General features: G+C 64.5%; 27 protein-coding genes. 11 read left to right on the forward strand and 16 right to left on the reverse strand.

Going from position 1 to position 25544, the window contains the following annotated elements; translation table 11 throughout:
- On the forward strand, positions 1-451 hold a 451-nt coding region (locus GY937_01205), incomplete at its 5' end, for an acyl-CoA dehydrogenase (protein MCP5055323.1).
- A 12-nt stretch (positions 452-463) separates the two neighbouring features.
- Positions 464-1621 carry an acyl-CoA/acyl-ACP dehydrogenase gene (locus GY937_01210; protein ID MCP5055324.1) on the forward strand — a complete coding sequence of 386 codons (1158 nt, stop codon included), beginning with the start codon at positions 464-466 and terminating at the stop codon, positions 1619-1621.
- Here GY937_01210 and GY937_01215 read toward each other — a convergent pair.
- Together GY937_01215 and GY937_01220 are read right to left on the reverse strand one after the other, a co-directional pair.
- Complete coding sequence (locus GY937_01215) at positions 1610-2233, reverse strand: hypothetical protein (GenBank protein ID MCP5055325.1); 624 nt, start codon at positions 2231-2233, stop codon at positions 1610-1612. The two genes, GY937_01210 and GY937_01215, sit on opposite strands and share 12 nt — an antisense overlap.
- Positions 2234-2250: 17 nt before the next feature.
- Entirely contained in the window at positions 2251-3021 is a 771-nt protein-coding gene (locus tag GY937_01220; GenBank protein MCP5055326.1) for a hypothetical protein, read from the reverse strand.
- A 296-nt stretch (positions 3022-3317) separates the two neighbouring features.
- On the opposite strand from GY937_01220, the gene GY937_01225 reads away from it, so the two are divergent.
- Complete coding sequence (locus tag GY937_01225; GenBank protein ID MCP5055327.1) at positions 3318-5123, forward strand: phosphoenolpyruvate carboxykinase (GTP); 1806 nt, start codon at positions 3318-3320, stop codon at positions 5121-5123.
- A gap of 313 nt (positions 5124-5436) precedes the next feature.
- On the opposite strand, the gene GY937_01230 is transcribed toward GY937_01225, so the two are convergent.
- On the reverse strand, positions 5437-5949 hold the full coding sequence (locus tag GY937_01230) for an acyl-CoA thioesterase (protein MCP5055328.1): 513 nt from the start codon (positions 5947-5949) through the stop codon (positions 5437-5439).
- 12 nt (positions 5950-5961) lie between these two features.
- Between GY937_01230 and GY937_01235 the strand changes: the two genes are divergently transcribed.
- Positions 5962-7164 (forward strand): DUF362 domain-containing protein, encoded by a 1203-nt coding sequence (locus GY937_01235; GenBank protein MCP5055329.1) that lies wholly within the window; start codon positions 5962-5964, stop codon positions 7162-7164.
- Here the strand turns inward: GY937_01235 and GY937_01240 are convergent.
- Entirely contained in the window at positions 7161-7571 is a 411-nt protein-coding gene (locus GY937_01240; protein MCP5055330.1) for a DUF1330 domain-containing protein, read from the reverse strand. The two genes, GY937_01235 and GY937_01240, sit on opposite strands and share 4 nt — an antisense overlap.
- 72 nt (positions 7572-7643) lie before the next feature.
- Between GY937_01240 and GY937_01245 the strand changes: the two genes are divergently transcribed.
- Positions 7644-8069: a nuclear transport factor 2 family protein gene (locus GY937_01245; GenBank protein MCP5055331.1), complete on the forward strand. Its 426-nt coding sequence runs from the start codon at positions 7644-7646 to the stop codon at positions 8067-8069.
- 19 nt (positions 8070-8088) lie between these two features.
- Here the strand turns inward: GY937_01245 and GY937_01250 are convergent, their stop codons facing one another.
- The gene (locus tag GY937_01250) at positions 8089-9432 is read right to left on the reverse strand and encodes an MFS transporter (protein ID MCP5055332.1); all 1344 of its coding nucleotides are present in this window, start codon (positions 9430-9432) and stop codon (positions 8089-8091) included.
- Between the two features lie 103 nt (positions 9433-9535).
- Here GY937_01250 and GY937_01255 point away from each other — a divergent pair, with 103 nt between their 5' ends.
- A complete protein-coding gene (locus GY937_01255) occupies positions 9536-10651 on the forward strand; it encodes a DUF2855 family protein (GenBank protein MCP5055333.1) in 1116 nt (371 codons plus the stop codon).
- Between the two features lie 13 nt (positions 10652-10664).
- Here GY937_01255 and GY937_01260 read toward each other — a convergent pair whose 3' ends face one another.
- From GY937_01260 to GY937_01280, 5 genes are all read right to left on the reverse strand, one after another.
- The gene (locus tag GY937_01260) at positions 10665-11231 is read right to left on the reverse strand and encodes a CBS domain-containing protein (GenBank protein MCP5055334.1); all 567 of its coding nucleotides are present in this window, start codon (positions 11229-11231) and stop codon (positions 10665-10667) included.
- Positions 11232-11241: 10 nt separating this feature from the next.
- Positions 11242-11673 (reverse strand): CBS domain-containing protein, encoded by a 432-nt coding sequence (locus GY937_01265; GenBank protein ID MCP5055335.1) that lies wholly within the window; start codon positions 11671-11673, stop codon positions 11242-11244.
- Positions 11674-11809: 136 nt separating this feature from the next.
- Entirely contained in the window at positions 11810-12550 is a 741-nt protein-coding gene (locus GY937_01270; GenBank protein MCP5055336.1) for an HAD family hydrolase, read from the reverse strand.
- A 22-nt stretch (positions 12551-12572) separates the two neighbouring features.
- Positions 12573-13820 carry an AAA family ATPase gene (locus tag GY937_01275; protein MCP5055337.1) on the reverse strand — a complete coding sequence of 416 codons (1248 nt, stop codon included), beginning with the start codon at positions 13818-13820 and terminating at the stop codon, positions 12573-12575.
- Positions 13817-14620 (reverse strand): TIGR00730 family Rossman fold protein, encoded by an 804-nt coding sequence (locus tag GY937_01280; protein MCP5055338.1) that lies wholly within the window; start codon positions 14618-14620, stop codon positions 13817-13819. The genes GY937_01275 and GY937_01280 overlap by 4 nt, the downstream gene beginning before the upstream one ends.
- 101 nt (positions 14621-14721) lie before the next feature.
- Between GY937_01280 and GY937_01285 the strand changes: the two genes are divergently transcribed.
- The gene (locus GY937_01285) at positions 14722-15471 is read left to right on the forward strand and encodes a hypothetical protein (protein MCP5055339.1); all 750 of its coding nucleotides are present in this window, start codon (positions 14722-14724) and stop codon (positions 15469-15471) included.
- 215 nt (positions 15472-15686) lie between these two features.
- Positions 15687-16553: a hypothetical protein gene (locus GY937_01290; protein ID MCP5055340.1), complete on the forward strand. Its 867-nt coding sequence runs from the start codon at positions 15687-15689 to the stop codon at positions 16551-16553.
- A 13-nt stretch (positions 16554-16566) separates the two neighbouring features.
- Here GY937_01290 and GY937_01295 read toward each other — a convergent pair whose 3' ends face one another.
- The 5 genes from GY937_01295 to GY937_01315 form a co-directional block, all read right to left on the reverse strand.
- A complete protein-coding gene (locus GY937_01295; GenBank protein ID MCP5055341.1) occupies positions 16567-18024 on the reverse strand; it encodes a DASS family sodium-coupled anion symporter in 1458 nt (485 codons plus the stop codon).
- Positions 18025-18123: 99 nt separating this feature from the next.
- Positions 18124-18753 carry a DUF2238 domain-containing protein gene (locus tag GY937_01300; GenBank protein MCP5055342.1) on the reverse strand — a complete coding sequence of 210 codons (630 nt, stop codon included), beginning with the start codon at positions 18751-18753 and terminating at the stop codon, positions 18124-18126.
- A 119-nt stretch (positions 18754-18872) separates the two neighbouring features.
- A complete protein-coding gene (locus GY937_01305; GenBank protein ID MCP5055343.1) occupies positions 18873-19334 on the reverse strand; it encodes a YaiI/YqxD family protein in 462 nt (153 codons plus the stop codon).
- 9 nt (positions 19335-19343) lie between these two features.
- Positions 19344-19742 (reverse strand): large-conductance mechanosensitive channel protein MscL, encoded by a 399-nt coding sequence (mscL, locus tag GY937_01310; GenBank protein MCP5055344.1) that lies wholly within the window; start codon positions 19740-19742, stop codon positions 19344-19346.
- 127 nt (positions 19743-19869) lie between these two features.
- The gene (locus tag GY937_01315; protein MCP5055345.1) at positions 19870-20919 is read right to left on the reverse strand and encodes a hypothetical protein; all 1050 of its coding nucleotides are present in this window, start codon (positions 20917-20919) and stop codon (positions 19870-19872) included.
- Between the two features lie 89 nt (positions 20920-21008).
- Here GY937_01315 and GY937_01320 point away from each other — a divergent pair, with 89 nt between their 5' ends.
- On the forward strand, positions 21009-22430 hold the full coding sequence (locus GY937_01320; GenBank protein MCP5055346.1) for an HAD-IB family hydrolase: 1422 nt from the start codon (positions 21009-21011) through the stop codon (positions 22428-22430).
- Positions 22431-22442: 12 nt separating this feature from the next.
- Positions 22443-23447 (forward strand): NAD(P)H-dependent glycerol-3-phosphate dehydrogenase, encoded by a 1005-nt coding sequence (locus tag GY937_01325; protein MCP5055347.1) that lies wholly within the window; start codon positions 22443-22445, stop codon positions 23445-23447.
- Between the two features lie 22 nt (positions 23448-23469).
- Here the strand turns inward: GY937_01325 and GY937_01330 are convergent, their stop codons facing one another.
- Positions 23470-24309, reverse strand: a complete 840-nt coding sequence (locus GY937_01330; protein MCP5055348.1) for a hypothetical protein — start codon at positions 24307-24309, stop codon at positions 23470-23472.
- Positions 24310-24487: 178 nt separating this feature from the next.
- Here GY937_01330 and GY937_01335 point away from each other — a divergent pair, with 178 nt between their 5' ends.
- Positions 24488-25450, forward strand: a complete 963-nt coding sequence (locus tag GY937_01335; protein ID MCP5055349.1) for an acyl--CoA ligase — start codon at positions 24488-24490, stop codon at positions 25448-25450.
- Positions 25451-25544 lie beyond the last annotated feature (94 nt).

The raw sequence follows: 25544 nt of genomic DNA on the forward strand, positions 1-25544 counted from the left end.
AGATCGATCCCGCAGGAGTGCATATGGCTGTTCGTGTAGAATCTCATCGGGTCTCCTTCTGAGCGGATGCTCTGTGTTATGTGCATCCAACCTACTCGATGGCCGAGTGGGTTCAGGAGGGGGCCTGGATGAGGATCAAGCGATCGTTGCCGAGGGCAATCGCCAGAACGGGCGACGCTCCCGCGTGCCGGCGCTCTGCGACCATCCGATGCGTCTGCCGTTGCAAACGAAGCTGACCGGCTCCGAGTTCGCACAGAAGAATGCGAAACTGGGTGTCGAGATCGCGGGTGCGCATGGCACGCTCTACAAACTCGATCGGAAGGCTCCCAACGATGGGCATTGGCCGCTGGCCTATATGAACTCGTACGGGTTTACGATCGCAGCCGGTGCGAATGAGATTCAGCGGAACATCCTGGGCGAGCGCGTGCTCGGCCTGGCGAAGTCGAAGTAGGGGGGCGGGAAGATGGCAAGCTCGGGAGCCCCGAAGAACTTCGGCTTTGGCGAGGACGAGGAATTGCTTCGCGATCTGGCGCGGAAATTCCTGGACGAGCAGCTGCCGGTGGAGAAGTTGCGCGCACTCGTGGCCGCGGATCCGGAGGCCGTCTACGAGCGTGGAGAGCCGACAAGCTGGGACGAGGGCCTGTGGAAGCAGATCGTGGAGCTCGGGTGGACCGGCCTGGCCGTACCCGAAGCGGCGGGTGGCGCTGGCTTCAAGGTTGCGGGGATCGTAGGACTGGTCGAGGAGGTCGGGCGCCATGCGTTGCCTTCGCCCTTGATTTCCACCCTGAATGCGACCTTCGTCCTGCGCGAGGGCGAGCCCGAGGCGGCTTCCGAGTGGCTGGGCCGCATCGCGGATGGCGCGCCGGCGACATTGGCCATCACCGATGCCCGCGGGAGCTGGGCTGCCGGAGACACGGGTGTTTCCGCCAGGCAGGACGGCGATGCCGTCGTTCTCTCCGGACGCGCGTCTTTCGTTCAAGATGCGCAGAAGGCCGAGCTGTTGGTGGTGACCGCGCGCCAGGAAGATGCGCTGCTCCTCTGCATCGTACCGGCCGATGCCGCCGGGCTCGAATTCGAGCGCGACCACATTCACGATTTGACCCGCGACCAGGCCTCGATCGGATTCGATGAAGTGCGAATCCCAGCGGCGAACGTGGTCAGTCGGGAAGCCGAAGCCGCGCTGGCGCGCGCATGGCCCTCATTGCTCGTCACCGTCGCGGCGGATCTCTGCGGCACCAGTGAGTGGCAACTCCAAGCCACCGTCGAATACGCCAAGCACCGGAAGCAATTCGATCGCCCCCTGGGTTTCTTCCAGGCGGTCAAACACCCGCTGGTGGATGTCATGGTCGGAGTCGATCGTGCGAGATCGATTCTCTACCACGCTGCTTGCTGCATCGATGAAGGAAGTGACGACGCGGAAACGGCGGCCCGGATGGCCAAGAGCGCAGCCTCCGATGCCGGGGCCTACGCCTCTGATCGTTCCGTGCAGCTCCACGGCGGGATCGGCTTCACCTGGGAATGCGATGTCCACCTCTTCTTCAAACGCAGCCTCCACAACCAACTGCTCTACGGTGACGGCACGTATCAACGCCAGCGACTGGCCGAAGAACTATTCGCCTGATCGGCGCCTCTGGAACGTCAAGCCGACGATGCCCAGGACCAGCGCGAAAACCAGGCGGGGATCGCCGAGCTGGAACCACGGGTCGAGGGGGAACGCGATCGTCTTGGCCATGGCCGCGATCTTGAAATCGTGGATTCCTGTGGGCCCGACGGCCACGACCTGCTCCAACAGGTCCCGGCGGCTCCGATAGCGGACCAGGGCACCGGTGGACCAATTGTCGGCACCCTCGATTCCCCACACGTCGACGGCAGGCGCGGCGGCCCTGCCGAACATGACCGGGTGTGCGGCGCTGCGCAGGGCGCGGCCCATGAACGGCGCCGTGTACTTCCGGAGCACTTCTTCGGAGGTCTCGCCGGGCTCGACGCCTGGCACCTGTTTGGGCACGTCGTTCAACTGGATCACGTTCAGCATCGCGAAATCGTCGCCGGTGTCGGATTCCATGAAGTGACGAAAGCGTTCGACGGTATCCGGGTCGGCCCCGCGTTCTCGCAAGGTGGAGACGAACGCGTCCACTTCTTCGGCGGTCAGTGGGCCACCGAAAGAGGTGTACCAGCCGAAGAATGCGAGGTAGAGCGCTCCGAGAAAGAGCCATCTGCGGGAGGGCCTGGGCATCGGCCTGCCTTTCTCGCTCAGATCGAGAGCGGTAGTTCGAGGTGCTTCGCGTAGATCAAATCCCGGTGCTCGAGCAGGATCGGATCCAGGGCCTTGGCGGTCGCGTCATCGAGATTCTCGAACGCCGGCCGCATGGCCTCGGCCATCGGGCATTGCTCGGGCGGGAGCGGCTTGAAGAGCGCCATGAACGTGGCGCTGTAGATGTCGGCTGCCGTCAACGATGCGCCCACAAGGTACGGAGTTCCGTCCGCCTGTTGCGCACGGAGACGCTGCGCCAGCATGCCCAGCACATCGATGATGCGCGTGGCGTAGAGGCCAGCTTCCTCCGGCCGATAGCCGTATTTCCCGGCCAGGTATTGGGCGGCCGGTTTCGGGAACCCGGCGCCACCGGAGAGGGTCCCGTGCACGCCCGCGTTTCTCCTGCACCAACCGAGTCCCATTTCGCCGCAGATCTCGTGCGAGAGGCCGAATACGAGGGCGCGGTCCCCTGCGTTCGTTGGTAGGAGGGCGCGCCCGGGGGCGAGCCTCTCCGCCAGCAACAGGATCTCGGCCCAACCGCTGCGAGGGGTCTCGTTCTCATAGACCGCGACGGGACCGCTTCGCTCGCCGGTCCACTCGGCCATCGCGTCGTTGCCCTGATCGAGCTTTACCGCCGCCCACGGGATCTGCTTTGCGTACAAGATGCCCTTGGCCGCCTCGCCCCACGGGCTCGGAACGCCGGTGACGACCACCATTCGCAGGCCTTTTCGGTCCTTCGCAGCCTCGAAATCCACGTAGTCGAGCGGCATTCCCATCCTCCTGCTTCAAGTGGCACCAAACGTGCCAATTCTACCGAAAACGGGGTCGGCTGGGCCATGGGAAAACCAGATCTGCCCCCTACCGTTACCGGTTAAACGTGTCAGGATCTGCCCAAGAACGGATCGCCATTATTGCTCTCGGAGTGGTTCGGGCGAGGGACGGTCAACGGCCCACGCCCGGGGGCGACCCACCTGGACGAGCCCAGAGCATCGTGCGGGTCGCCCTCCGAGAAGAGCGCGGTTCGTCCCGTTTTTCATTTCCATCGCAGAGCAATAATGAGGCCCCCATGAGTTCCGACGCACCCACTTCCAATACTCGTCTCCTCGCCTGGGTCGATGAAATCGCCGCGCTGACCCAGCCCGATTCCATTCGCTGGTGCGACGGCTCCCAGGCCGAGTACGACGAGATGTTCGAACTGATGCTGGCCGGTGGCACCGCCGAGCGCCTGAACGATGCGAAACGCCCCGGCAGCTACCTCGTGCTCTCGGATCCGGCGGACGTGGCCCGGGTCGAGGACCGCACCTTCATCTGTTGCGAGAAGGAAGAAGACGCGGGCCCGACCAACAACTGGTGTGACCCGGCCGAGATGAAGGAAACCCTGAGCGGGTTCTTCAAGGGTTCCATGCGCGGCCGCACCCTCTATGTCATTCCGTTCTCGATGGGCCCGATCGGCTCGCCCATTGCGCACATCGGAGTGCAGCTCTCGGATTCGCCTTACGTCGTGGCCAACATGCGCATCATGACCCGGATGGGCGCGGCGGTGCTGGAGGCCCTTGGAGCGGACGGCGCCTTCGTGCCGTGCCTGCATTCCGTGGGTCATCCGCTCGAAGCCGGTCAGGCCGACGTGCCCTGGCCCTGCAATGGCGACAACAAGTACATCGTGCACTTCCCGGAGACCCGCGAGATCTGGAGCTACGGATCCGGGTACGGCGGCAACGCGCTGCTCGGCAAGAAATGCTTCGCGCTGCGCATTGCCAGCACCATGGCCCGGGACGAGGGTTGGCTCGCGGAGCACATGCTCATCATGAAGCTCACTTCGCCGGAGAACGAGGTGCGCTACATCGCCGCCGCCTTCCCCAGCGCTTGCGGCAAGACGAATCTGGCCATGCTGAACCCGACCATCCCGGGCTGGAAGGTCGAGACCGTCGGTGACGACATCGCCTGGATGAAGTTCGGCGACGATGGGCAGCTTTACGCCATCAACCCGGAGGCCGGTTTCTTCGGCGTGGCGCCGGGCACGAGCATGCACTCGAATCCGAACGCGATGCTCGGCCTCGGTGAGAACTGCATCTTCACCAACGTGGCGAAGACCGACGACGGCGACATCTGGTGGGAGGAGATGAGCGACAAGCCGGCTCATCTCATCGATTGGCGCGGGAATGATTGGACGCCGGAAAGCGAGACGCCGGCCTCCCACCCGAATGCCCGCTTCACCTCCCCCGCCAGCCAGTGCCCGGTGATCGCATCCGAGTGGCAGGATCCGAAGGGCGTGCCGATCAGTGCGATCCTGTTCGGCGGCCGCCGTGCCACGGTGGTGCCGCTGGTGCACGAAAGCCGCGACTGGCAGCACGGCACCTTCCTGGGCTCGATCATGTCGAGTGAGAAGACCGCAGCCGCCGCAGGCAAGGTCGGCCAACTGCGCCGCGACCCGATGGCCATGCTGCCCTTCTGCGGATACAACATGGCCGACTACTGGGGCCACTGGCTCGAGATGGGCGATCGCCCCGGCGCGAAGATGCCCCAGATCTTCTACGTCAACTGGTTCCGCAAGAGCTCGGGTGGCGATTTCCTCTGGCCCGGCTTTGGCGACAACGGTCGCGTCTTGAAGTGGGTCTTCGAGCGCACCACCGGCAAGATCGAAGGACAGGAAACGCCGATCGGTACCACCCCCGCCCCCGGCGAACTCGACCTCAGTGGTCTCGCCATCGACGAGGAAGACCTCGCCGAGTTGCTGGCTGTCGATATCGATGGCTGGCTCGCGGAGATTCCGCCGATCCGCGAGTACTACCAGCAGTTCGGCACTCACACGCCCTCCGAGTTGGAAGACCAGCTGAATGCCCTCGAAGCGCGCCTGAAGGCCGCCAAGAGCTAGAAGTCAACGAGCGGGGACGGGGTTTACAATTGACTTTTCGGCGGGCTCTGCCCGCCCAAAAGTCAATTGTAAACCCCGTCCCCGCTCGTTGACGTTTCGGAGCAGGGCGGGAGGAGGTCCTCGAGGAAGTAGGCGCAGAAGGCGCTGCGGCCGGGCAGGCTCGCCTTCTGATAGACGGCTCGTGCCTGTTGACGGACCGTGGCTTCGGTGGTTCCGCGGGGGCGGGTGCGATCAGAGAACCCGAGGATACCGGACGTGGAATGCCCGCCTCGGCTCTCCGACTTCAGACGGAAGATCAGTGCGGTGGAAGGGCTCAGTCGGAGCTTGTGTCCGGAATCTGTGTGAAGCGCGTGAGGACCTCCGGCGGGACCCGGCGGGGACGTAGGGAGCCGAAGTCGACGAACGCCCATTCCATGCGGCAGCGAACGAGTTCCTGACCCTCCGCCGAGAGGAAGCGAGCCCTGCGGATCGAGCGGGCCGCGCGCATCTTGACCACCCAGGTTTCTTCCACGATCTCATCGCCCAGAACTGCGGAGCGGGCGTAGTCGATCTCGTGCCGACGGGCGACCCAGACGCCGCCCAGCGTCCGGTAGGCGGCCATGTCGAGCCCTACGGATGCGGAATGCGCCATCGCCAGCTCGACCGCGAAGCCCACCCAGACGACGTTGTTCACATGCTCCAGCTCATCGATATCGCTCGGCACGATCACCCGGCGACGCTGGAAGCGCCCATTCGGGGCGGGTGCGTGGGCCTGGTCTTGCAGCGGGATCTCCTTCGCGGCGGGTTCCGCAAGATACCGCTTGATATATCCTGGAGGCGATCCCAACGAGGAGAGGTCATGGCAGATCCGAGCCTGATGAGCCGCCGGAAGTTCGGTCAGCTTGCTGCTGCCGGGGCCTGTGCTGCGGTGTTGCCCGAGCCGAGCCGTGCTACGGCCGAGCCCACCGGTACCTACGCTCTTCGCGGCCAGGCGCCGGTCGCCGTCGCAGGCGTGGCGCGGGGCGCACCCGCAGAGGAAACGCTCCGGGCTGTACGTGCCGCGGCGCTCGCGGCCACGGATTTCGCCTGGCTCTCCCGTGGCGATACGGTGCTGCTCAAACCCGCATGCAATTCCGGAAATGTCTATCCCGCGACGACTGATCCTTTGGCCATTCGCGCAATGATTGGTCTGCTGAAGGAACGCGGAGCCGGTCGGGTCATCGTGGCGGATATGGCGGGTGTGCAGTTCGTCCGCTTCTACCAGGACAGCCTTCGGGGCAGCACCCGGGAGCTGATGGAGCGCAACGGCCTTGCGAAGGCAACCGAAGAGGCGGGCGGTGAACTGCATGCGTTCGAGGAAGCCGGCTGGGATGCCTTCTTCGAGGACACGCTGGTCGCGGGGGGATCGTGGAAGGCCTCGGTCATGTTGCCAGCCATCCTGAACGAGGTGGACCACGTGGTGCTCATGCCTCGCACAGCCCGCCATCTCCTGGCCGGTAGCACCCTCGGCCTGAAGGCCGCCGTCGGCTGGTGGCGGCATGATTCGCGCCTCGAATACCACCGAGATGCGGGAACCTTCGCCGAGAAGACCGCTGATGCGAATACCGTTCGCGCGGTCGCCGACAAACAGCGGCTGGTCCTCAGCTCGGCGACGAAGGTGATGACGACCTTTGGGCCCGATAACGGGTTCGTTGCCGAGCCCGAGACCGGCATCGTCTTCGCGAGCCCGGACCTGGTGGCCCACGACATGATCTCGCTGGCGTGGCTGATCGAGAACCGGGCAGCGATGGATCCGGCCACGCGTGATGGCGTATTCGATGATCCGAACAGCTCGGAGCTCTACGCGAACCTGGCCAATCGGATGGTCACGACCTGGCTCGGCGGCATCGGCGAAGCGTTCCGCATGGAACGCCTCCGCCGCCACGACCTGAACCGTATCGAGGACGACCGCGTGCTGGCGCGGGCGTTCGCGACCGGCGGAAGGCCGACGCTCGAACTGCTCGATGCGGATGGCTCCCTGCCCGAGGCCCTCAGGAACCAACTGGTCGCGAGAAAATCCTAGAGTCCGCCTCGAGCGGAAGTCGTGAGGTTGAGCTGGCCGGCCAGACCGGCTTCGCGATGTGCTTCGATCTCTCGAAACTCCGGGGTCGATGCGATCTCGATCAAGGCTTTCGACGACGGATATTCGACGATCGCGACTTCGTCCCACAGCTCTTCGACCTCGCCAAGCAGCAAGCCCTTCACCTCGGCCGCGAAAACGAAGCGTCCACCGGCCGCCTCGACCAGCTTCATCATCGCCTGGCCGTAGCGCAGGTAGGCCTCACGGCCGGAGAGCTCCGGATCGCGGCCGTCGGGATAGGCCGCCTTTTCCCGGAACTTCAGCAGATTGACCATGCAGACTTTTCCGTCGGTCTCGATGAAAGGCTTGATGTTCGAGGGATCGGGGTGGACGGCGTTTTCGACCTTCATGGGGCCTCCATTCGACGGGGGGACACGATGGTGGCATAGTCAGTGTCAATAATCATTCCGAGGAGGAACGACATGATCGAGGAAACCATCGAGCGCTGGCACAAGGTGGTGGCGGGAGACGCCGCTCTTCTCGACGACCTGCTCGATGACGATGTCGTCTTCTTGTCGCCGGTCGTCTTCACACCCCAGAAGGGCAAGGACGTCACGAAGCTCTATCTCGGCGCCGCGGGCAATACGATCGGCGGCGGCGACAAGGCCAGCTCCGACGGCAACAAGGGGAAGTTCCGCTACTCGAAACAGATCCTCAGCGGCAACCACGCCATGCTCGAGTTCGAGACCGAGATGGATGGCAAGTACGTCAACGGCGTCGACATCATCACCTGCAACGACGAAGGACGGATCGTCGAGTTCAAGGTGATGATCCGCCCGCTCCAGGCGATCCAGGCAGTTCACGCCCAGATGGGGCGCATGCTGGCGAAGATGCAGGGCGACGCCTGAGCGGATTTCGCGCGAGCCGTCAGCCCTCGTGCTGACGCGCGAGATCTGCGCGCAACGTACGGGCAGCGAGCAGGTAGTGCAGGACGGACCAGGATGCGCAGGTGACGACGACACCGAGGAGCGCCCACCGAATCGACTCCACGCCAAAGCTCGGCTCCAGCCAGTCGCTCACGAGCCCGACGCATAGCGGTCCGAGGCCCAGGCCGATCATGTTCAACAGGAAGAGGAGGACGGCGGAAGCCACCGCCCTCATGCGGGGCGGAACGAGGGCCTGGGTCATGGCGAACGTCGGGCCGAGATACATCCCGCCGAGCACGGCCGGCAACGCGTAGATCGCGAGGGCTTCGCGTCCGTCCGGCCAGAGATAGAAGAGGAATGCGAACGGCACGCCGATCGCAGTTGCGACCGCCGGCAGCCACGCGTACCAGCGAGCGTCCTGCCTTGCGATCCGGTCGGATAGCCATCCGCCCATGAACGTGCCGAGTGCGCCCGTCGTGATGCCGATCGCTGCGAGCCAGGTGCCGAGCTCGCCGGTCTGGTCGCCGAACTCGTGCAATCGCCGAAAGAACGAGGGAATGAAGGCTCCGGCCCCATACCCGTAGAATGCGTGGAGCGAGCCGGCAAATGCGAGATGCCGGAACGAGGCAAGGCTGACGAGGTACCGAATCACATCGATCGCAGACTCGCGTTCCTCTGTTCCTTCCGAGGGGCGAGCCGGCGGGTCCCAGTAGCCGCGGGTCGGCTCGCGGAGCGTGAACCGGACGAGGACTGCCAACAGGATTCCCGGAAGGCCCACTACGATGAAGGCCGTTCGCCAATCGAAGAGCTGATTGATCCATCCACCTGCGAACGTGCCGATGGCGCTGCCAATCGGAATTCCCAGGGAGTAGACGGCGAGGGCGGTAGCCCGCCGTTCGGGACGAAATAGATCGGAGATCAGCGAGTGGGCTGGTGGGCTGCAGCCGGCTTCGCCAATGCCGACGCCGACCCGCGCCAGGAAGAGTTCCGCAAAGCCGCGAGCAAATCCAGTGAGCACCGTCATGCCGCTCCACGCAAAGACGGCGAGCGCGATGACCGAGCGTCGGACGCTGCGATCGGCATACCGGGCGATCGGAATGCCCAGAGTCGAGTAGAGGAACGCGAACGCGATTCCCTGAAGCCAGCCGAGCTGGCCATCCGAGAGATCGAACTCGGCCTTGATCGAATCCTGGAGGATCGAGAGGATCGAACGGTCGACGAAGTTGAAGACGTAGACCACCACCAGCAGGCCAAGTGCGTAGCGCGTTACGCCACTGCTGAATTCCGGTTCGGACGGCGGCGCGTCGGTTTTGGAAGCGTCTACGTCGCCGGGTGCGTCCTGCATCTCCGGGACTCTGCTCCAGCCGGGGGGATCCGGTCAAGCCCGAGCGTTCGGAGCGCTTCTTTGGGCAACACGTGGCATCATCCGGCGTTCATCAGGAGGACGCATGACGAGCACCGCGCCGGGCCTCGATTTTCTGGTTCGCAAGGACGATTGGCATGAGACGAAGTTCGTGGAGCAGGCCGAGCCGGATGCGCTCGCACCGGGCCGCGTCCGGTTCCGGGTGGATCGCTTCGCCGTCACCGCGAACAACATCACCTATGCGGTGGCGGGTGACATGTTGGGCTACTGGCGCTTCTTCCCCGCCGAGGAAGGCTGGGGACGGATCCCTGCGATGGGTTTCGGAGACGTCGTCGCTTCGACTCACCCGGACGTGGCAGAGGGAACGCGCTGCTTCGGCTTCTTCCCGATGTCGCGCTACCTGGAGATCCAACCCGGGGCGGTGACGCCGGGACAGATCGTCGATGCTGCTCCTCATCGAAAAGGGCTGGCGCCAGCCTATGCGCAGTATTCCCCGGTAGATTTCGACGAGCTCTACACGCCCGATACCGAAGACCTGATGTCCCTGTTGCGCGGCCTGTTCTTGACGTCGTTCCTGGCAGAGGATTTCCTATCCGACCAGGATCTCGGTGACGCGCACACCGTCTTGATCTCGAGTGCATCCAGCAAGACATCGATCGCGTTGGCCCATCGGGTCGCAGCCCGAGGCCAGGCCAAGGCGGTCGGCCTCACGTCGCCGCGGAACATCGAATTCGTGAAGGGCCTGGGTTGCTACGACGAGGTCTGGCTCTACGACGAAATCAGCTCGCTACCCGGGAATGCCCCCGTCATCTTCGTCGATATGGCCGGTGATGGCGGTGTGACCACGGCCATCTATGAACGCTTCAAGGATCAGCTCAAATACACCTGCAACATCGGCGTGACCCATTGGGAGGCGGCCCCGGGCAGCGTCGACCTCCCGGGGCCAAAGCCGGAGTTCTTCTTCGCGCCCAACCAGATCCAGAAGCGCATCAAGGATTGGGGAAGCGCCGGCTTCCAGGAGCGGGTCGGCCTGGCTTGGGCAGACTTCCGGACGGCCGCGAGGGGCTGGCTCCAGATCGAACGGGGCTACGGCCGCGAAGCCCTACAGAGCGTCTACGCAGGGACGCTGGCGGGCCGGGCTGCACCCGCCACCGGCCATGTCCTCTCCTTGTGGGACGGCGACGCCAACGGAGGCGCCTAGTTCGCAGTCCAGGCTAGTCGTCGATCCTATCGAGCAGGTCTCGGAGCTCGCCGACCATTCGCTTGCGCAACTGTCCGCCGACGTTGCTCAGGCCATGCCTCACATCATCCAAGGTCTCACGGCGGGCTTCTCGTCGTCGTCGGCCCCGCGCCGCGCGCGCGGAATCGCGGATCTCGGCACTTACGGCCTCCGAGACGTTCCAACACTGCACGCCTAGCTCCATGACCAGGTCGTCGAGCGAGACGAGACCCACCAGCTTGCCATCTTCCAGGAGCGGCACCCTTCGCACGCCGCGCTCTTCGAGCATTCCGAGCAGTTCGACGGTGGGGGTGTGGCGATCGGCGGTGAACACAGGGGCCGACATCACATCCGAGGCTTCCGTCTTCTCCGGGTCGCGCCCGGCCGCGACGACGCGAAGGACGAGATCCCGATCGGTGACGATGCCGATCGGTGCTCCGGAGGAATCGATGACGACCACCGAGCCCACGGCATGGGCATCCATTTCGTCAGCGATCTCTCGGACACCCGCGTTCGGTCGCACCGTGACGGCGGTCGATTTGTATTCTTCTGCTGAAAGCATGATCTTCCCCTCAGTCCTGTGCCTGGTCCCGTTGGGAACTGGCGACGCGCGCTACCTGGGCGAGTTCGGTGGCGATGATCCCGAGAGAGTCGTCCCATTCCATGACACCGACGAGCCCACCGCCGTCGCCGATCACCGGGATCCGTCGCAGGCCGTCCGTGCGCATGCGCCCGAACGCCGTGAGCAACGGCGCACCTTCCCAAAGACTGGTGATCTCCTCGTGCATCACCTCACCGACCGGTGTCTCGTCCGGGTCCCGGCCCCGCCGCAATATCTGCATGGCGATGTCCCGATCCGTCAGCGTCCCGATCGGCCGGTCCTCATCGTCCACTACGACCAGGCAGCCGGCACGCTCGGTCTTCATACGCACCGCGGCCTCGCGAACCGTCTCGCCCACTTGGGCTCGTGAGAAATCCCTTCGACAGTGGTCTCCGACGGGCATGTCAACTCCTCCGTGTGGCTCGCTCCTGAACGGGCGACACCTGGGGTGTTGCAAGGGCGGGGCCATATGCCGTGCCAGGAAGGGCCCCGCTGTGCGGCCGACTGGGGCATGAATCCCGGCCGAGGGACGCTTCGCCTCACTTTTCGCCCGGAAGCCCCTCGGACAGCAGGGAGAGCAACTCTGTGTGGGAATCGACGACGTGGTCGGCATCGGGCAGGTCCGTCTCGTCGTCATGGCGAGCCCGAATCCGGATGCTGCGCATTCCCATGGCCCGGGCACCGGCCACATCCGTGCGCCGAAGATCGCCTACGTGCAGGGCGTGTCGGGCTTCAACGCCGAGTGCGTCGAGCGCGGCCGCGAAGATCTGGGTGTCCGGTTTCGTCACGCCGAACTCGTCGGAGAAGAGTTGGGCGGAGAGCGATGAGAGCAAGCCCCAGCGGTCCAGATGCTTGCGCACGACGCGTCCCGGGGTGAGGCCTGTATCGCAGATCAGCGCCATCCGGACGCCGTGCTCGCCAAGGGAATGGAGGGTCTTCTGCGCGCCGTCGAGGGCGACGACCTTCCCTGAGTGGGACGCTTCCTCGAAATGCCGGCAAAGAGCGCGCAACGGCCGCCCATCGGTGGCGACGCCTAGCGTCTCCATGGCCCAGCCGGCGACATGGCTCGCGCCCGTCGCCACGCCTTCGGTCCACAACTGCATGTGTCGACCCCAGGCCAGCCGGAAGGCTTCCTCGACGTCTTGCTCATCCGGGGAGACGCCCGCCTGCTCGGCAGCTTCCGCAAGGGCTTCGATTCGCCGTTGGTGAGCGAGTCCCCAGTCTTCTTCGGACAACAGGGTGCTCCAGCAATCGAAGGTGACTGCTCGAGGAAGGCTCACGTCGGCTCCGTCTTCGGACATTTCAATCCGGGAACCGTTCAGGCCAGCCGGGAAGAGCGGCTCGGGTGGCTTCGAGGCATTGCTCGACGGGTTGGCCGGTGTCGAGGCGAAGGTGTCGGCCGCGTTCTGCGTCGGTCCAGGGTTGCCAGCGGCCAGCCAGATCCCGAGCAATGGCTTCCCAGGCCGCGTCGCTGCATCCATCCCGAGTGTTCCGTTCGGCGAGGCGTGTTCGTAGCACCGCCGGGTCCGGTTGGCACTCGACGAACCACAGGGGCACGCCATGGGCCGCAGCAAGCCGATCGATCTCGCGACGACGGGCGCGAGTGGGCATGCAGGCGTCGAGGACGACCGGTCGACCGGAGGCGAGGACGTGTTCGGCGCGATGCACCACCGCCCGGTAGACGCGATCCTCGAAACCCGGTGCGAAGGCACGCTGCCAATACGCCTCGTGGCATTCACGTTCGCTCAGGCCCTCAGGCGTTTCGAGGAGTATGTCACGCACCCTGTCGGCGACGACACGCGGAGCACCAACGCGCCGGGCGAGGGCGTGGGCGATCGTGCTCTTGCCGCTCGCCACCGGGCCTGTGGTCGCGATGACGATCGGCGGGAGGAGCAGACGTCTTCCGGTTGCAACGGCTGCGAGACCGAAGCCTCGGGCGTCGGGGCTGCCGTCCGTGGGCTCCCGGGCTGCCTCGACGGCGAGCCGACAGGCCTGATGGCGCTCATAGAAATCGATCACCCGGAACAGGCTGAAATCATCTGCTGCGAGGGCAAAGGCTGCCAGGATCTGTTCGGCACGTTGGCCTGCATGCCTTGCCGTCAGGTCGGCGGCCAGACGAGCGACGATTTCGGCGATGTCGCGAAAGGAGGTCGGCCCGTGGCGTTGCTGGACCACGCCGTCGGGATTCGCGAGATCCTCCGACCAGCGCAGGCGGTGCGGCAGATCCCGGATCTTTCCCTCTTCGATTCGATCCAACAGCACATCCACCGAAGAGCGTAGGAGCGCATTCTGGAGCCGCTCGACCTCTCCGAGTGATTCCGATCCGAGGCCCGTTGCGTCGGTCAACCCGGCGAGTTCAGTGAGCGCCTCTCGGACACGTTGGGCGAGGGCAATCGGGGTGGCGCTCTTCGGGGCGTCCGTCTCGCGCCCCGCCGCGGCGAAGAGCCGGGCCAACGATTGACCGAGTGCCTCGGCCGCCCCTGCATCCAGGTCGGGCCGAACGACGCACGGGGAAGCATCCCCCCGAAGCTCTCGGCGCGATGTTCTCATGGTGTGCCAAGCCCGCTCTTGCTGGCTCTCCGCCCCTGGATCACGTCCCAGATCTCCTCTGCCGATTCCGCATACACGATGAGTTGGTGGTCGGCGGGCCGGATCAGCCCCTCATCGACGAGGAAGTTGAAGTCGATCACTCGCTCCCAGAACGAGCGCCCGACCAACACGATGGGCAGCGGCTCGCTCTTCCCCGTTTGTACCAGCGTGAGCACATCGAAGAGTTCGTCAAGGGTTCCAAAGCCGCCGGGGAAAGCGACCAGCGCACGGGCCCGGAGCATGAAATGGAACTTCCGGAGAGCGAAATAGCGGAACTCGAAGCTCAGCTCTGGGGAGACGTACGGATTCGGCGCCTGCTCTTCGGGAAGGGTGATATTGAGTCCGATCGTCGGGGAACCGGCCTGCGCCGCGCCGCGGTTTGCCGCTTCCATCAGCCCAGGCCCGCCACCGGTCATCACCACCAGTTCTGCGTGGCGTCCGGCGAGCTCGCCGAACGCGCGGGCTACCTCGTAGTACTTGGCGTTGGCCAGGCGTCGCTCGAGGATGCGCAGCTCTCGCTGGGTTGCAGGGTCGTCGCGATTCTCAGATTCGCTTCGCGCGAGCTCGAGGTCCCGCTCCGCCTCGGCCTGCTCGACGATCTGGGTACTCCCGAACACCACGATCGTTTCATTCACGCCGTGGTCTTGAAGCGTGAATTCCGGCTTCAAGTATTCGAGGAGCAGGCGGACGGCGCGCAGATCATCCCGGGCCAGGAAGGAAAGATCGAGATCGGCACGTTCGGGCGGGCGCTCTTCGTTCATTTCGGTCTCTCAGCAGCGACATCGCCACGACGGTTCAGTTGGGCCCTGAAGCAGGGGAGGTGCCGGGGGCTCGTTTCAGTTCTCAACTGTAATATTGGCTCATGAGACGCGCACTCGCCTTGCTCGCGGTTCTTCTCCTCTGGTTGCCGGGAGCCATAGCGGCTGCCGACAACGCCAAGGAACGCCGGGGTACGCAGATGCGAGGTCACGACCCGGTTCGTCCTCCGGGGCCGCAACCCAAGCCTGGCGCTGCGCCGCGGGTCTCCACCAAAGGCGGACGTTCTCGTTCTACCGCCCCTCCGCCATACACCCAACGGCCGCGTCAGCCGGACCCGGCCAGGAGTGCCTACGATTGGCTGGAAGGGCTCGCGGCCGCACCCGGACTCCTGATCGACATGGTCTGTTCGATGTCGAAGATCCGCATGACGCAAGATCTGAAGCTCGAACGCGATCGTTATCCCAACGGCCGAATGATGTTCCTGGAGTTCGAGGTCACGGTCGACGATCAAGGCGGAGGCATGGGACCGAAGAGCGGCTGCGTCATGGCCTGGAAGATCCCGGATTCCGGCATGGGCTGGCCCAACCCCCAGTCGACCGTGGCGACACTCAACGATGTCGGCAAGAGGCGAATCGTCTGGAATACGATCGGAACGGGAGACGATCTCAAGAATCTGGAGGCTGCAGTCAAGTTCGACATCGTGTCGCCATCGCCGGTGATGATCGGCGGGCCTTGCGCCACCGCGAGCGTCAATGCGACAGCGAGCATTCAATTCGACGGTCGCTTGATCCCGGTCGATGCAGCCTCCGTGGGGTTCGAGTGGTCCACCAGTGACCCGCCGGCCTGCAACTGACCGCCGGCCCGGGGCTTCGCGCTACGGGATCGAAGACGGAAACGCAGGTCCTGAAAGCCATCCAACCCGGAACCTATGCCGTCGGTGCGACACTGAAACGCGTCGATCTCGAGTTCATTCGGAGCCTGGCTTCAGACCCGGGGGCTGCAGACCGCCTGGCTCGGGAACTCTCTCTCGTCGAAACCCGATGGATCCAGGTCCATGTGGGGAATTCGATGACGGAGCCCGTTACCGTCAAGCCCGAATCCCTGACGATGGGCGCCGATCAGACCCAGCAGTTCTCGGCCTCGGGGCTCGATTGGGATGTCTGTCATGTGACCGATCTGACGAATGACGACCGCCTATCGTGGTCGACGGACGGCGGCGGTAGCGTCGCCGCTGGCTTGTACACGCCTCCCCTCTTCAAGCCAAGCAAGATCGAGATCGAATGGCCCTACCGTCCGGACCAGGTCGATTTCTGTACGTCGGCGAATTTCGAGGCGAAGGTCACCTTCGAAGACCCGGGTCCCCAGCGAGTCGTCGCCGCCTATGACTCCGAAGTGGGTGAGGCGGTCGTGGAGTTGACGCCGCCGCCGGAGCCGTACATCCGAGCCCGACTCAACTGGGATCCCGGTCGACACATCGGGACGTTCGGCTGGGGCGACCAACACGACCCCAAGCCCATGGTCGTCACGGCCACGTACACGGATGGTCCCCACACACTCTCGGAGCAGATCGAGATCGACGTCGTTGCGCCCAGTCCGTTCTTGGTGTTTCGGCGCTTGCCTGAGAAGGTACGAGTGGGCGCAACCCACGGGTTATTGGCCAAGTTGGGATTCGAGCGGATTCGAAATTGCGCGTTCGGTCTGGAGGACGTGACGGACGAGTCGAAGTTCACGGTGACTGCGCCGGACGACAGCATCAGCACGGACAAGTGGATCAAATTCGATCAGAACGGCAAGTACCACGTCCACGCGGAGTATGCGTTTCCGAATACCGGTAAAGTCCTCACGGTCGATCAGGATGTCGAAGCAACGAGCCTGCGGGCAACCGTTCGCGTCGGCCCGGTCACTCCAGGGCCCGCAACCGGGCAGAAGCCGTGACGGATTGCGTCCTTTACCCGAGAGCCCCCAGCAGGATGTGCAGGACCAGTGTGTAGACCAGCCCCGTGATGAGTCCGATTCCGATCAGGTTGAGCCATAATCCGGCGCGCAGCATGTCACCGATCTGAACCCGCCCGGAGCCGAAGACGACAGCGTTGGGTGGCGTGGCTACCGGGAGCATGAAGGCGCAGCTGGCGGCGACGGTCGCCGGCACGACGAGCACCAGCGGCTCGACGCCGAGACCTGGCGCAATGCCCGCGAGGATCGGCACCAGTGTCGCGGCGGTCGCCGTATTGCTGGTGATCTCGGTCAGGAAGATCATGCCCGTCACGACGGAGAGTACGAGCAGCCAGGTTGGGATATCGGCCAGGACTCGCACCTGCTCGCCAAGAAAAGCGCCGATGCCGTGAGCCTGGAGTGCTGCGGCCAGGCTCAGGCCGCCGCCGAACAAGAGCAGTAGGCCCCACGGGAGTTGCACGGCCGTCTCCCAGTTCATCACCGCTCCCTTGCCACGACCGGCTGGGAGGACGAACAAGGCCAGGGCGGCGATGATGGCGATACCGGGATCACTCAACCCAGCCAGAGGTTTCGCGTCTCCGATTTCGATGGCGCTGAGCCAGGGACGGGTCATCCAGGCCGTCGCCGCGAACAGGAAGATGCCGAGCGTGATCCATTCTGCGCGCTCCATCTGTCCGAGGGCGAGTGCCGCCTTCCGGAAGCTCGCTTCGCCGCCGGGAATTCGTCGGACACGGATGGGAAAGGCGACCCGGGTGAGCAGCCACCACGTGGTCGGGAGGAAGACCACGACGAGGGGAATGCCTACCGTCATCCAGCGGGCGAATCCGATCTCGATGCCCAGCTCCTGGCTCGCGAAGGATGCCATGAAGAGGTTCGGTGGCGTTCCGATCAGCGTTCCCACACCGCCGATCGAAGCGGCGTAGGCGATGCCAAGAAGGAGGGCGTTGGCAAAAGCGGAACCTTCCGATGCGTCGGCAACACTCCCTTCTGTTTCCGGTGCGTCGGCGGGGGGTTCACCGAGAAGAGCGATCACGCTGACTGCGATCGGAAGCATCATCACCGCGGTCGCCGTATTCGAGACCCACATGCTGAAGAGTGCCGTCAGCCCCATGAAGCCGGCGACGATCCGACCGGGCCGGGGGCCAACCCGTTGCAAGACGGCGAGGGCGATCCGGCGGTCGAGCTTCCAACGCTGCATCGCCAGGGCAAGCACGAAGCCGCCCATGAACAGGAAGATCAACTCGTGGGCGTAGGGTGAAGCGGTCTCCCGGATCGTTCTCGCGCCGGCGAGGGGCAACACGGCCAGAGGCAGGAGGGCGGTGGCGTAGAGGGGGATCGCCTCGGTCATCCACCAGACGGCCATCCAGGCAGCGAGCCCAGCCGTGGTTCGTGCGCCCGCTGTGAGGATGCCCGCGCCGCTCGTTGCCGGGCCGTCCGTCGCGGGAAGCAGCATCGCTACGATGAGCGCGAGACAAGGGCCGGCGACCAACCCCACCCGCCGCACCCGACTGCGCCCCTTGCCCTCGGCCACTTCCTATCTCCGCCTCCCTGCCTAACGCGGCTCGGGTTTCTGCCACAGCAGACGAACCCAGAGAACACCCGTCGCAATCCACGAGCCCAGCAGCGCTAGCGCCGTATCTTTCTGGGCGTCCCAGATATCACCCTGGGCACCTACGAACGCGATTCCCAGTTCCGGGTCGACCGTGCGGGCTGCGCCCCACTCGATCAACTCATAGAACGTGGAGCAGGACACGACGACGGAAATGACCAGGGAAGCGCGCAGCCAGATACGGCGCTGGAGCACCCGGCTGAGCAGTTCCCAGACGGCCGGGGCGATCAGGAGGCCGAAACTGAAGTGCACCAGGCGGTCGTAGTGGTTGCGCTCGCTTTCCAGGGCGCTCCACCAGGAGGCGTAAGGCACCCGCGAGTAGTTGTAGTGGCTTCCTACTTCGTGGAAGGCGAGGAAGACGAGAAGCAACAACACCGAAGTGTAGGAGAGGCGATGGTGCTTTCGTCCCAGCACGAGGAAGAGGCCGAAGGGTATGGAGATCACGTTCTCCAGAAGCCAGTCGGCACGGCTGTGGGGCGCCCACGCGAGCAGGACGAACTCGCCAAAGAGGAGCGCCGTGGCCCACCAGGGGAACGGCATGGCCGTCTCACGGGTCGTTGCTGTGGAAGGCACGTCAGCGAGAGAGTGCAACAAGCAGACCCGCTTTGGCTACGAACCCGAGACGATCGCCCGGGCCACCGCCCCAAGCCGCCCCAGACATGGGGCAGCAGGTCACCCGGTCTGGGCTTCCTTCAATCGTCTTCGGCGTTTCGCATCGAGCGTTGGACGAGGCCGTCGAGCGCGGACGAGAAACGCGACCGGTCGCGCTCGGAGAGCGGAGGCGGTCCGCCGGTCATCACGCCGCCTTCGCGCAGCTGGGCCTTCAAGTCGCGCGTGGCGAGCGCACTTCCGATCGAATCTTCCGTGAACGGCCTTCCGTTCGATCCCACGACCGCCGCTCCCTTTTCGAGGCAGCGCGCAGCGAGCGGTACGTCGGCCGTGACCACTACGTCGCCGGCCTGCACGTTCTCGGCGATCCAGTCGTCGGCGACATCGGGGCCTTCCTCGACGACGATCAGTTGGGCGCCGAGGTCCTCGGGAACGAACATGCGGGAGTTCGCGACCACCGCGACCGGCAAGCCGTAGCGAGTGGCGACGACGTAGACTTCGTCCTTGACCGGGCAGGCGTCCGCGTCCACGAAGATCGCGATCACGGCGCCGGGTCAGCGGTTGGCGAGCGAGTCCCGGATCTCGCGCAGCAGCTGAACGTCTTCCGGCGGCTCGGCGGGGGTGGGATCTTCCTCTTCTTTCGCTCTCATCGAGTTCACGGCACGAACGAGCATGAACACGGCGAAGGCAATGATCAGGAAGTCGATCGCTGTCTGGACGAAGGCGCCCCATTGGAGGGTCACGGCCTCGGCCTCGGCGGTCTTCTCCGAGAGGGTGATCGCCAGATCGCTGAAATCGACACCGCCCAGCAGCATGCCGACCGGCGGCATCAGGACACCGTCGACGAAGGAGGAGACGATCTTCCCGAACGCGCCGCCGATGATGATGCCGACGGCCATGTCCACGACATTGCCTCGGGCCGCGAAATCCTTGAACTCACTCACCATGCTCATCTGTAGTCTCCTCGCCCGCATTTGGGTCAAGGCGGCATCATACGCGTACTGTCGGTCTGCGGTCCATTCGCAATTCGTCGGGCTCGTAGGGGAACACCCTCGAACAGCGCCATTGATCTGGAGGCCGCTAGTTGTGCAAAGCGAACCGCTCCGGCCGCGCTCGAACCAGCTCTTCCGCGATGACTTCTCCCAACGCCCGGTAGAGCTCCGGTGAGAAGTGGCAGGCAAAGTGGCGATCGACTTCTTCCGGCGTGCGAGCGATCTCCCGGAAGCGCGGCACGGGTTCGATGCACAGCCCCCCTTCCGCCGCCGCCTCTGCGCACACACGCTCCATGAAGCGCCAGCCATGCTCTCCCTCCCCGCCAAGCGATCGGGGATGGGGCAGGTGGACCACGGCAAACAGGGCACCCTGCTCGCGGGTTTCGGCGGCCATCTGGCGGACGATCGCAAGACTGAGTTCGTTGATGCGTTGCTTGACGGCCTTCCGGTCCTCACGAGAGGCACGGAAGATCTCCACGAAGTTCCAGATCCGGGGAGGCCACCACCGGGCGTACTCTTCCGGGGAAGGCACGGGGACGTTCTCGACCTCGAGCCGTCCCTCCTCGAGCCGAAGCCGGGGCTTTCCATAGCCTCGGAAGCGGAGCAGATTTCGTTTCATGTCCGTGCTGTGGAAGCCGAAGACCACCGCATCGGGTCGATACGGGAAACCGTCGCGGCGCAAGCGCAGGAAAGCCTGATCCTGGCCGTAGCCCATGACGCCGAGGTTCAGGACTTCCGCGTCGATCAGGTTCTGCTCCAACGCAACGGGAAAGGTCTCGTCGTCGTCCGCACATTGACCGAACGTGAAGGAATCGCCGACGGCGACGATCCGGGCCGCGTCGCTGCGCTCCAGTGCGTACTCCTGGCGCCCTCGCATGTGCGCGGCGTTGGTGCTGATCCGCGCGTCCTGGTACTCGAAATCGTCGAGGTTGGCGGCCGGGACGTAGCCCAGGTCCGCATCGAGCTCGATGATCGCGCGTGGATTCATCCCCTTGCGTTCGCGCTGCCATCGCTCCTCCCACCAGGCATCGGTGGAGACATGGGCCGGCAATGGGATCAACTCGAGGCGGGCCGCGACCTCGACCATCAAGAGGCTGAACACGGTCGAGAGCAGGACCAGGCCGGAATTGCGCAGCATGGGGGCGATCCTAGCGATCCCGGGGGGCCGCCTCAGGCCCCTTCCCGAGGCGCTGAATCAGTGTGACAATGCCACCCAAGGGAGCCCCCATGGTACTCCATGACCGATTGCTCAGAGAGGTGCGCAAGGCACCGGAAGGCCCCAAGGTCGGCGCCTTCTTCGATGTGGATCGAACGCTGGTGGCCGGGTTCTCGGCCACGGCTTTCTACAGGGAGAGGCTGCTCTCCGGCCGCATGACTCCGAAGGAGATGGTCGACACGATCCGCGGCACCGCAGGTTTCGTGCTCGGTCGGACCGGTTTCTCCGGGCTGGTCGGTGCCGCGACGACGGCCTATCGCGGGCTCTCCGAGAAATCGATGCAGGAGATCGGGCAGGAGGTCTTCGAGAAGCACCTCGTGACGTCGATCTACCCGGAATCCCGCGCGCTCTTGCGGGCGCATCGGGAGAAGGGCCACACGATCGCCATCATCTCCTCGGCGACGCCCTACCAGGTGGATCCCATCGCCCGGGAACTCGAGGTCGAGCATGTCATGTGCACGCGCCTCGAAGTAGAGGATGGGATCTTCACCGGGGAAGTGATGCGGCCGCTCTGCTTCGGAGAGGGCAAGCGGGAGGCTGGAGAAACCCTCGCCACACGGCACGACCTCGATCTGGAAGAGAGTTTCTTCTACACGGACAGCATCGATGATCTCCCGTTGATGGAGGTCGTCGGAAAACCCTGTCCGTTGAATCCGGACCGGCAGCTGGCGCAAATCGCCAAGGAACGCGGCTGGCCGGTTCGGCGCTTCCACAGCCGCGGCGCTCCCGGCGGCGAAGAGATGCTGCGAACAGCACTCGCCTATGGAAGCCTCCTGCCGTCGTTCGCGATCGGCGCCACGGTCGGATTATTGAACAACTCGAAGCGCGAGGCCTTCAATGTGGCCGGCTCCATGTGGAGCGATCTGGCGATGTCGCTTTCGGGCATCGACCTGCGCGTGGAAGGCGAAGAACATCTCTGGTCTCATCGGCCGGCGGTCTTCATCTTCAATCACCAGAGCGCGATTGATGCGGTGCTGATGATGAAGCTGGTCCGCCGCGATGTGACAGGCGTCGGGAAGAAGGAGCTTCAAACTGATCCCGTGATGGGGACGTTGGGCAGGCTCGCCGGCACCGTATTCATCGATCGCGCGGATTCGGCGAAGGCGATCGAAGCGCTGAAGCCGGCGGTCGAAGCGCTGAAGCAGGGGCAGTCTCTACTGATTGCGCCCGAGGGCACACGTTCTCCGACACCGCGCCTCGGTCGCTTCAAGAAGGGTGCTTTCCATATGGCCATGCAGGCAGGTGTGCCGATCGTGCCGGTCGTCTTCCGGAACGCGCTCGATGCCTTGCCCAAGGATGGCCTCGTGATGCGCCCGTCGGTGGTCGAGGCCGTGGTCTTGCCTCCGGTCGAGACCCGTGATTGGACGCGTGAGAGCCTCGACGATGAGATCGAGGCGGTTCGCGACGCCTATCTCGAGATTCTCGAAGGCTAGAAGGAGGATCGGATGCGGTTGCGCGTGGCGCTTCTGGGAGCGGGTTCGTTCGGAACGACGATTGGCCACCTGGCGGCGGGAAACACGCCGACGACGCTTTGGTGCAGGCGAGCCGAGACCGCCGACGAAGTGAACCGGGAACACTGCAACTCCCGCTACCTCCCGGATTTCAAATTGAATCCGGAGCTTCGCGCAACATCCTCGCTCGAAGAGGCCGTCAGTGAAGCGGACGTGGTCGTGATGGGCGTTCCGTCGAAGGGGTTCCGTGATGTGCTGAAGGAAGTCAGCCATCACATTCGACCCTGGGTGCCGGTGGTGAGCCTGGCGAAGGGCCTCGAGCAAGAGACACATCTTCGCATGACCGAAGTGATCCGGGAGATCTTGCCAGAACATCGAGCCGGGGTTCTGACCGGGCCCAACCTCGCCAAGGAGATCATGGCCGGGTTCGCAGCGGCCACCGTCGTTGCTTTCGAGGACGCCGACCTGTGTCGCCAGCTGCAGTCCATCTTTCATTCCGGCGGCTTCCGCGTCTACAAGAACCATGACGTCGTCGGCTGCGAGTTGGGCGGCGCGCTCAAGAACGTCATCGCCATTGCGACGGGTATGGGTGATGGCCTCGGCGTCGGCGACAACACGCGTGCAGCTGTCATTACACGCGGCCTCGCGGAACTGACCCGCCTTGGCGTTGCCATGGGAGGCGAGCCGGCCACCTTCGCAGGCCTGGCGGGGATGGGTGATCTGATCGCCACATGCGCCAGTCGTCAGAGCCGCAACCGCTTCGTGGGCGAAGAACTCGGCAAGGGAAAGACGATCGATGAGATCAGTGCCGAGATGAACCAGGTAGCCGAAGGCGTGAAGACAAGCCGGGTGGTGATGGAACTCGGAGAGAAGCACGGCGTGCTGCTACCGATCTCGCGCGAGGTCTACGGCGTCGTCCACCAAGGGCGCACCGCCGAGGACGCCTATCGTGGCCTGATGCGTTCACGTCTGCCGGGCTCGGAAGCCGAGGCTGGCTGAGGATTCCTTCGGGCCACAGCGCCTAGGGTCCAGTGCTGCCCATGAGTTCGGAGCGAAACCCGGCTTCCAGGGTGGCCAGATTCGCCTTGAAGGTCTTCTGGAAAGCCCGCCCCAGATCGTGACTCCGGACGAGTTCCTTGCAGACGTCGCGGACTTTCTGTTCGCTGAAACGACGCCCCAGATACTCGAAGAAGGCGTGAGATTCGATGTAGGCGAGCTGCGCCGTGCCGGGATCGAGGCCTGCGAAACTCGTAGCGCTGAGTTCATTGAGGTAGAAGAGCGCACCTTCACCCGCCACGGCTCCGAGGTAGCGGGCCTGCCCGGGCGTCAGGGATCGTCGGCCCATGCCACGTGCTCCGAACCACTCGGCCAGGCCTTCGTTGAACCAGGCCGGAAGCAAGAGTGAGGGCAGCTCCGCGTGAAACGCAGCGTGAACCAATTCGTGGTGAAGTGTCTGCACCAGCTCCATATGAACCTGGACATCGCCACGAACGTGTACTTCGCCACCGTAGAACCCGGCCGACGGAAACCGGAAGTAGCCGCCGAAACGTTGATCGTAGATCGCGGCGTCGTGGACTACGACGACGATGGGCCGCTGCGGTCGGAGCCCGAGTCTTTTTCCCATTCGATCGTACGCACCCTCGAGGGCCTTCAGCAGCTGTTGTTCGAAGCGCCGCGAACCGCGCAGGCCTGAAGTCTCGTTGATCGCAACGTCCTGGTAGAGCACGAAGTGGGACGAGTTCCGCTTCTCATATTTTCCATCGGCCCCTCGGTCGGCTGCAATCGCCACATGGGGAAGGCCCAGCAGAATGGCGATGGACAGGACTACGAGGCGACAGGTCTCGGGCCCCTTGAGTTGCATTCCCGGTCAACGCCTTTCTCTGAGGAGCGGGCGTCTGGATCGTGCCCGCCCTCACGGCTCTCTCGCCCCCCGGATTCTAGCCCGTGAGGAGCCAGAGGCAGGCTGGGCGGATGCCGGATCCTGCTTCGGGGTATGCTTCCAGGCCGGATTTCCACCGAGTCAAGGAGCCCGCCCGATCATGGATCCCGCCCTCGAGAACGCCTGGAAGCAGCTCACTTCGCCCGGGGCACCTTTCGCCTGGTCGGTGCAGGACATCCGCGGGATCCCCACGCGCACATACGACGCTGCGCCCCCGACGATGCGGGCCATCTGGGAGGCTTCGGCCGCTCACGGGGATGCGGACTACCTGATCTTCGGTGAAGAGCGCATCACCTATGCAGAGGCCCACCGAAAGGTCGTGGCGTTGGCCGCCTATCTGGCGCAACGGGGGGTCGGAAAGGGAGATCGTGTTGCGGTCGCCATGCGGAACTACCCGGAGTGGGTTCTTTCCTATTGGGCGATCGTGTCGCTAGGCGCAGCCGTGGTTGGGATGAACGCCTGGTGGACCGGTCTGGAGATGGAGTACGGCCTGGCGGATTCAGCCCCGAAGGTGCTGATCGCAGACGACCAACGGCTCGCGACCCTGGCGCCTCATCTGGATGGGCTGCGCAAGAAGGCGCCCCTCGAACTTCTGGCCGTTCGCAGCGAAGAAAATGCTGGGAATGGCGCCGTCTCCTGGGAAGAAGCCATGGCCACGTCGACCGAGGGCCTGCCTTCCCATGAGCTCGAGCCGGAAGACGATGTTTGTGTGTTCTACACGTCGGGGACGACGGGTTTTCCGAAGGGCGCTGCGATGACCCATCGGGGTGCGGTCAGCAATCTCCTCAACCTGGCGTTCTGGAGGGCTGCGGTGGGGCTTGCACGACCTCCGGCGGAATCGCCGTCGGTCGATGCCCCGAAACGTCAGGCCACCACATTGTTGGCTGTGCCCTTGTTTCATGTGACGGGCTGCAATTGCTGTTTGCATCCGGTCACGGCGACCGGTGGCCGCATCATCTTCCTCTACAAATGGAACGCGGCCGAGGCGCTGGCCACGATCGAACGCGAGAAGGTCGATACCTTGTTGGCGATCACGAGAAACCGTAGAAATCTGATCATCTAGCCGTGGTCGCGCGCGAGTGCTGGTTTCTCGTCAGAACGGCGAATCGGTGTCGGTCGGATCGGTGTCGAGTTCGCGATCGAGAGCCGCGAGGTAG

It is taken from the genome of bacterium (assembly GCA_024228115.1).
GTDB lineage: Bacteria > Myxococcota_A > UBA9160 > UBA9160 > UBA6930.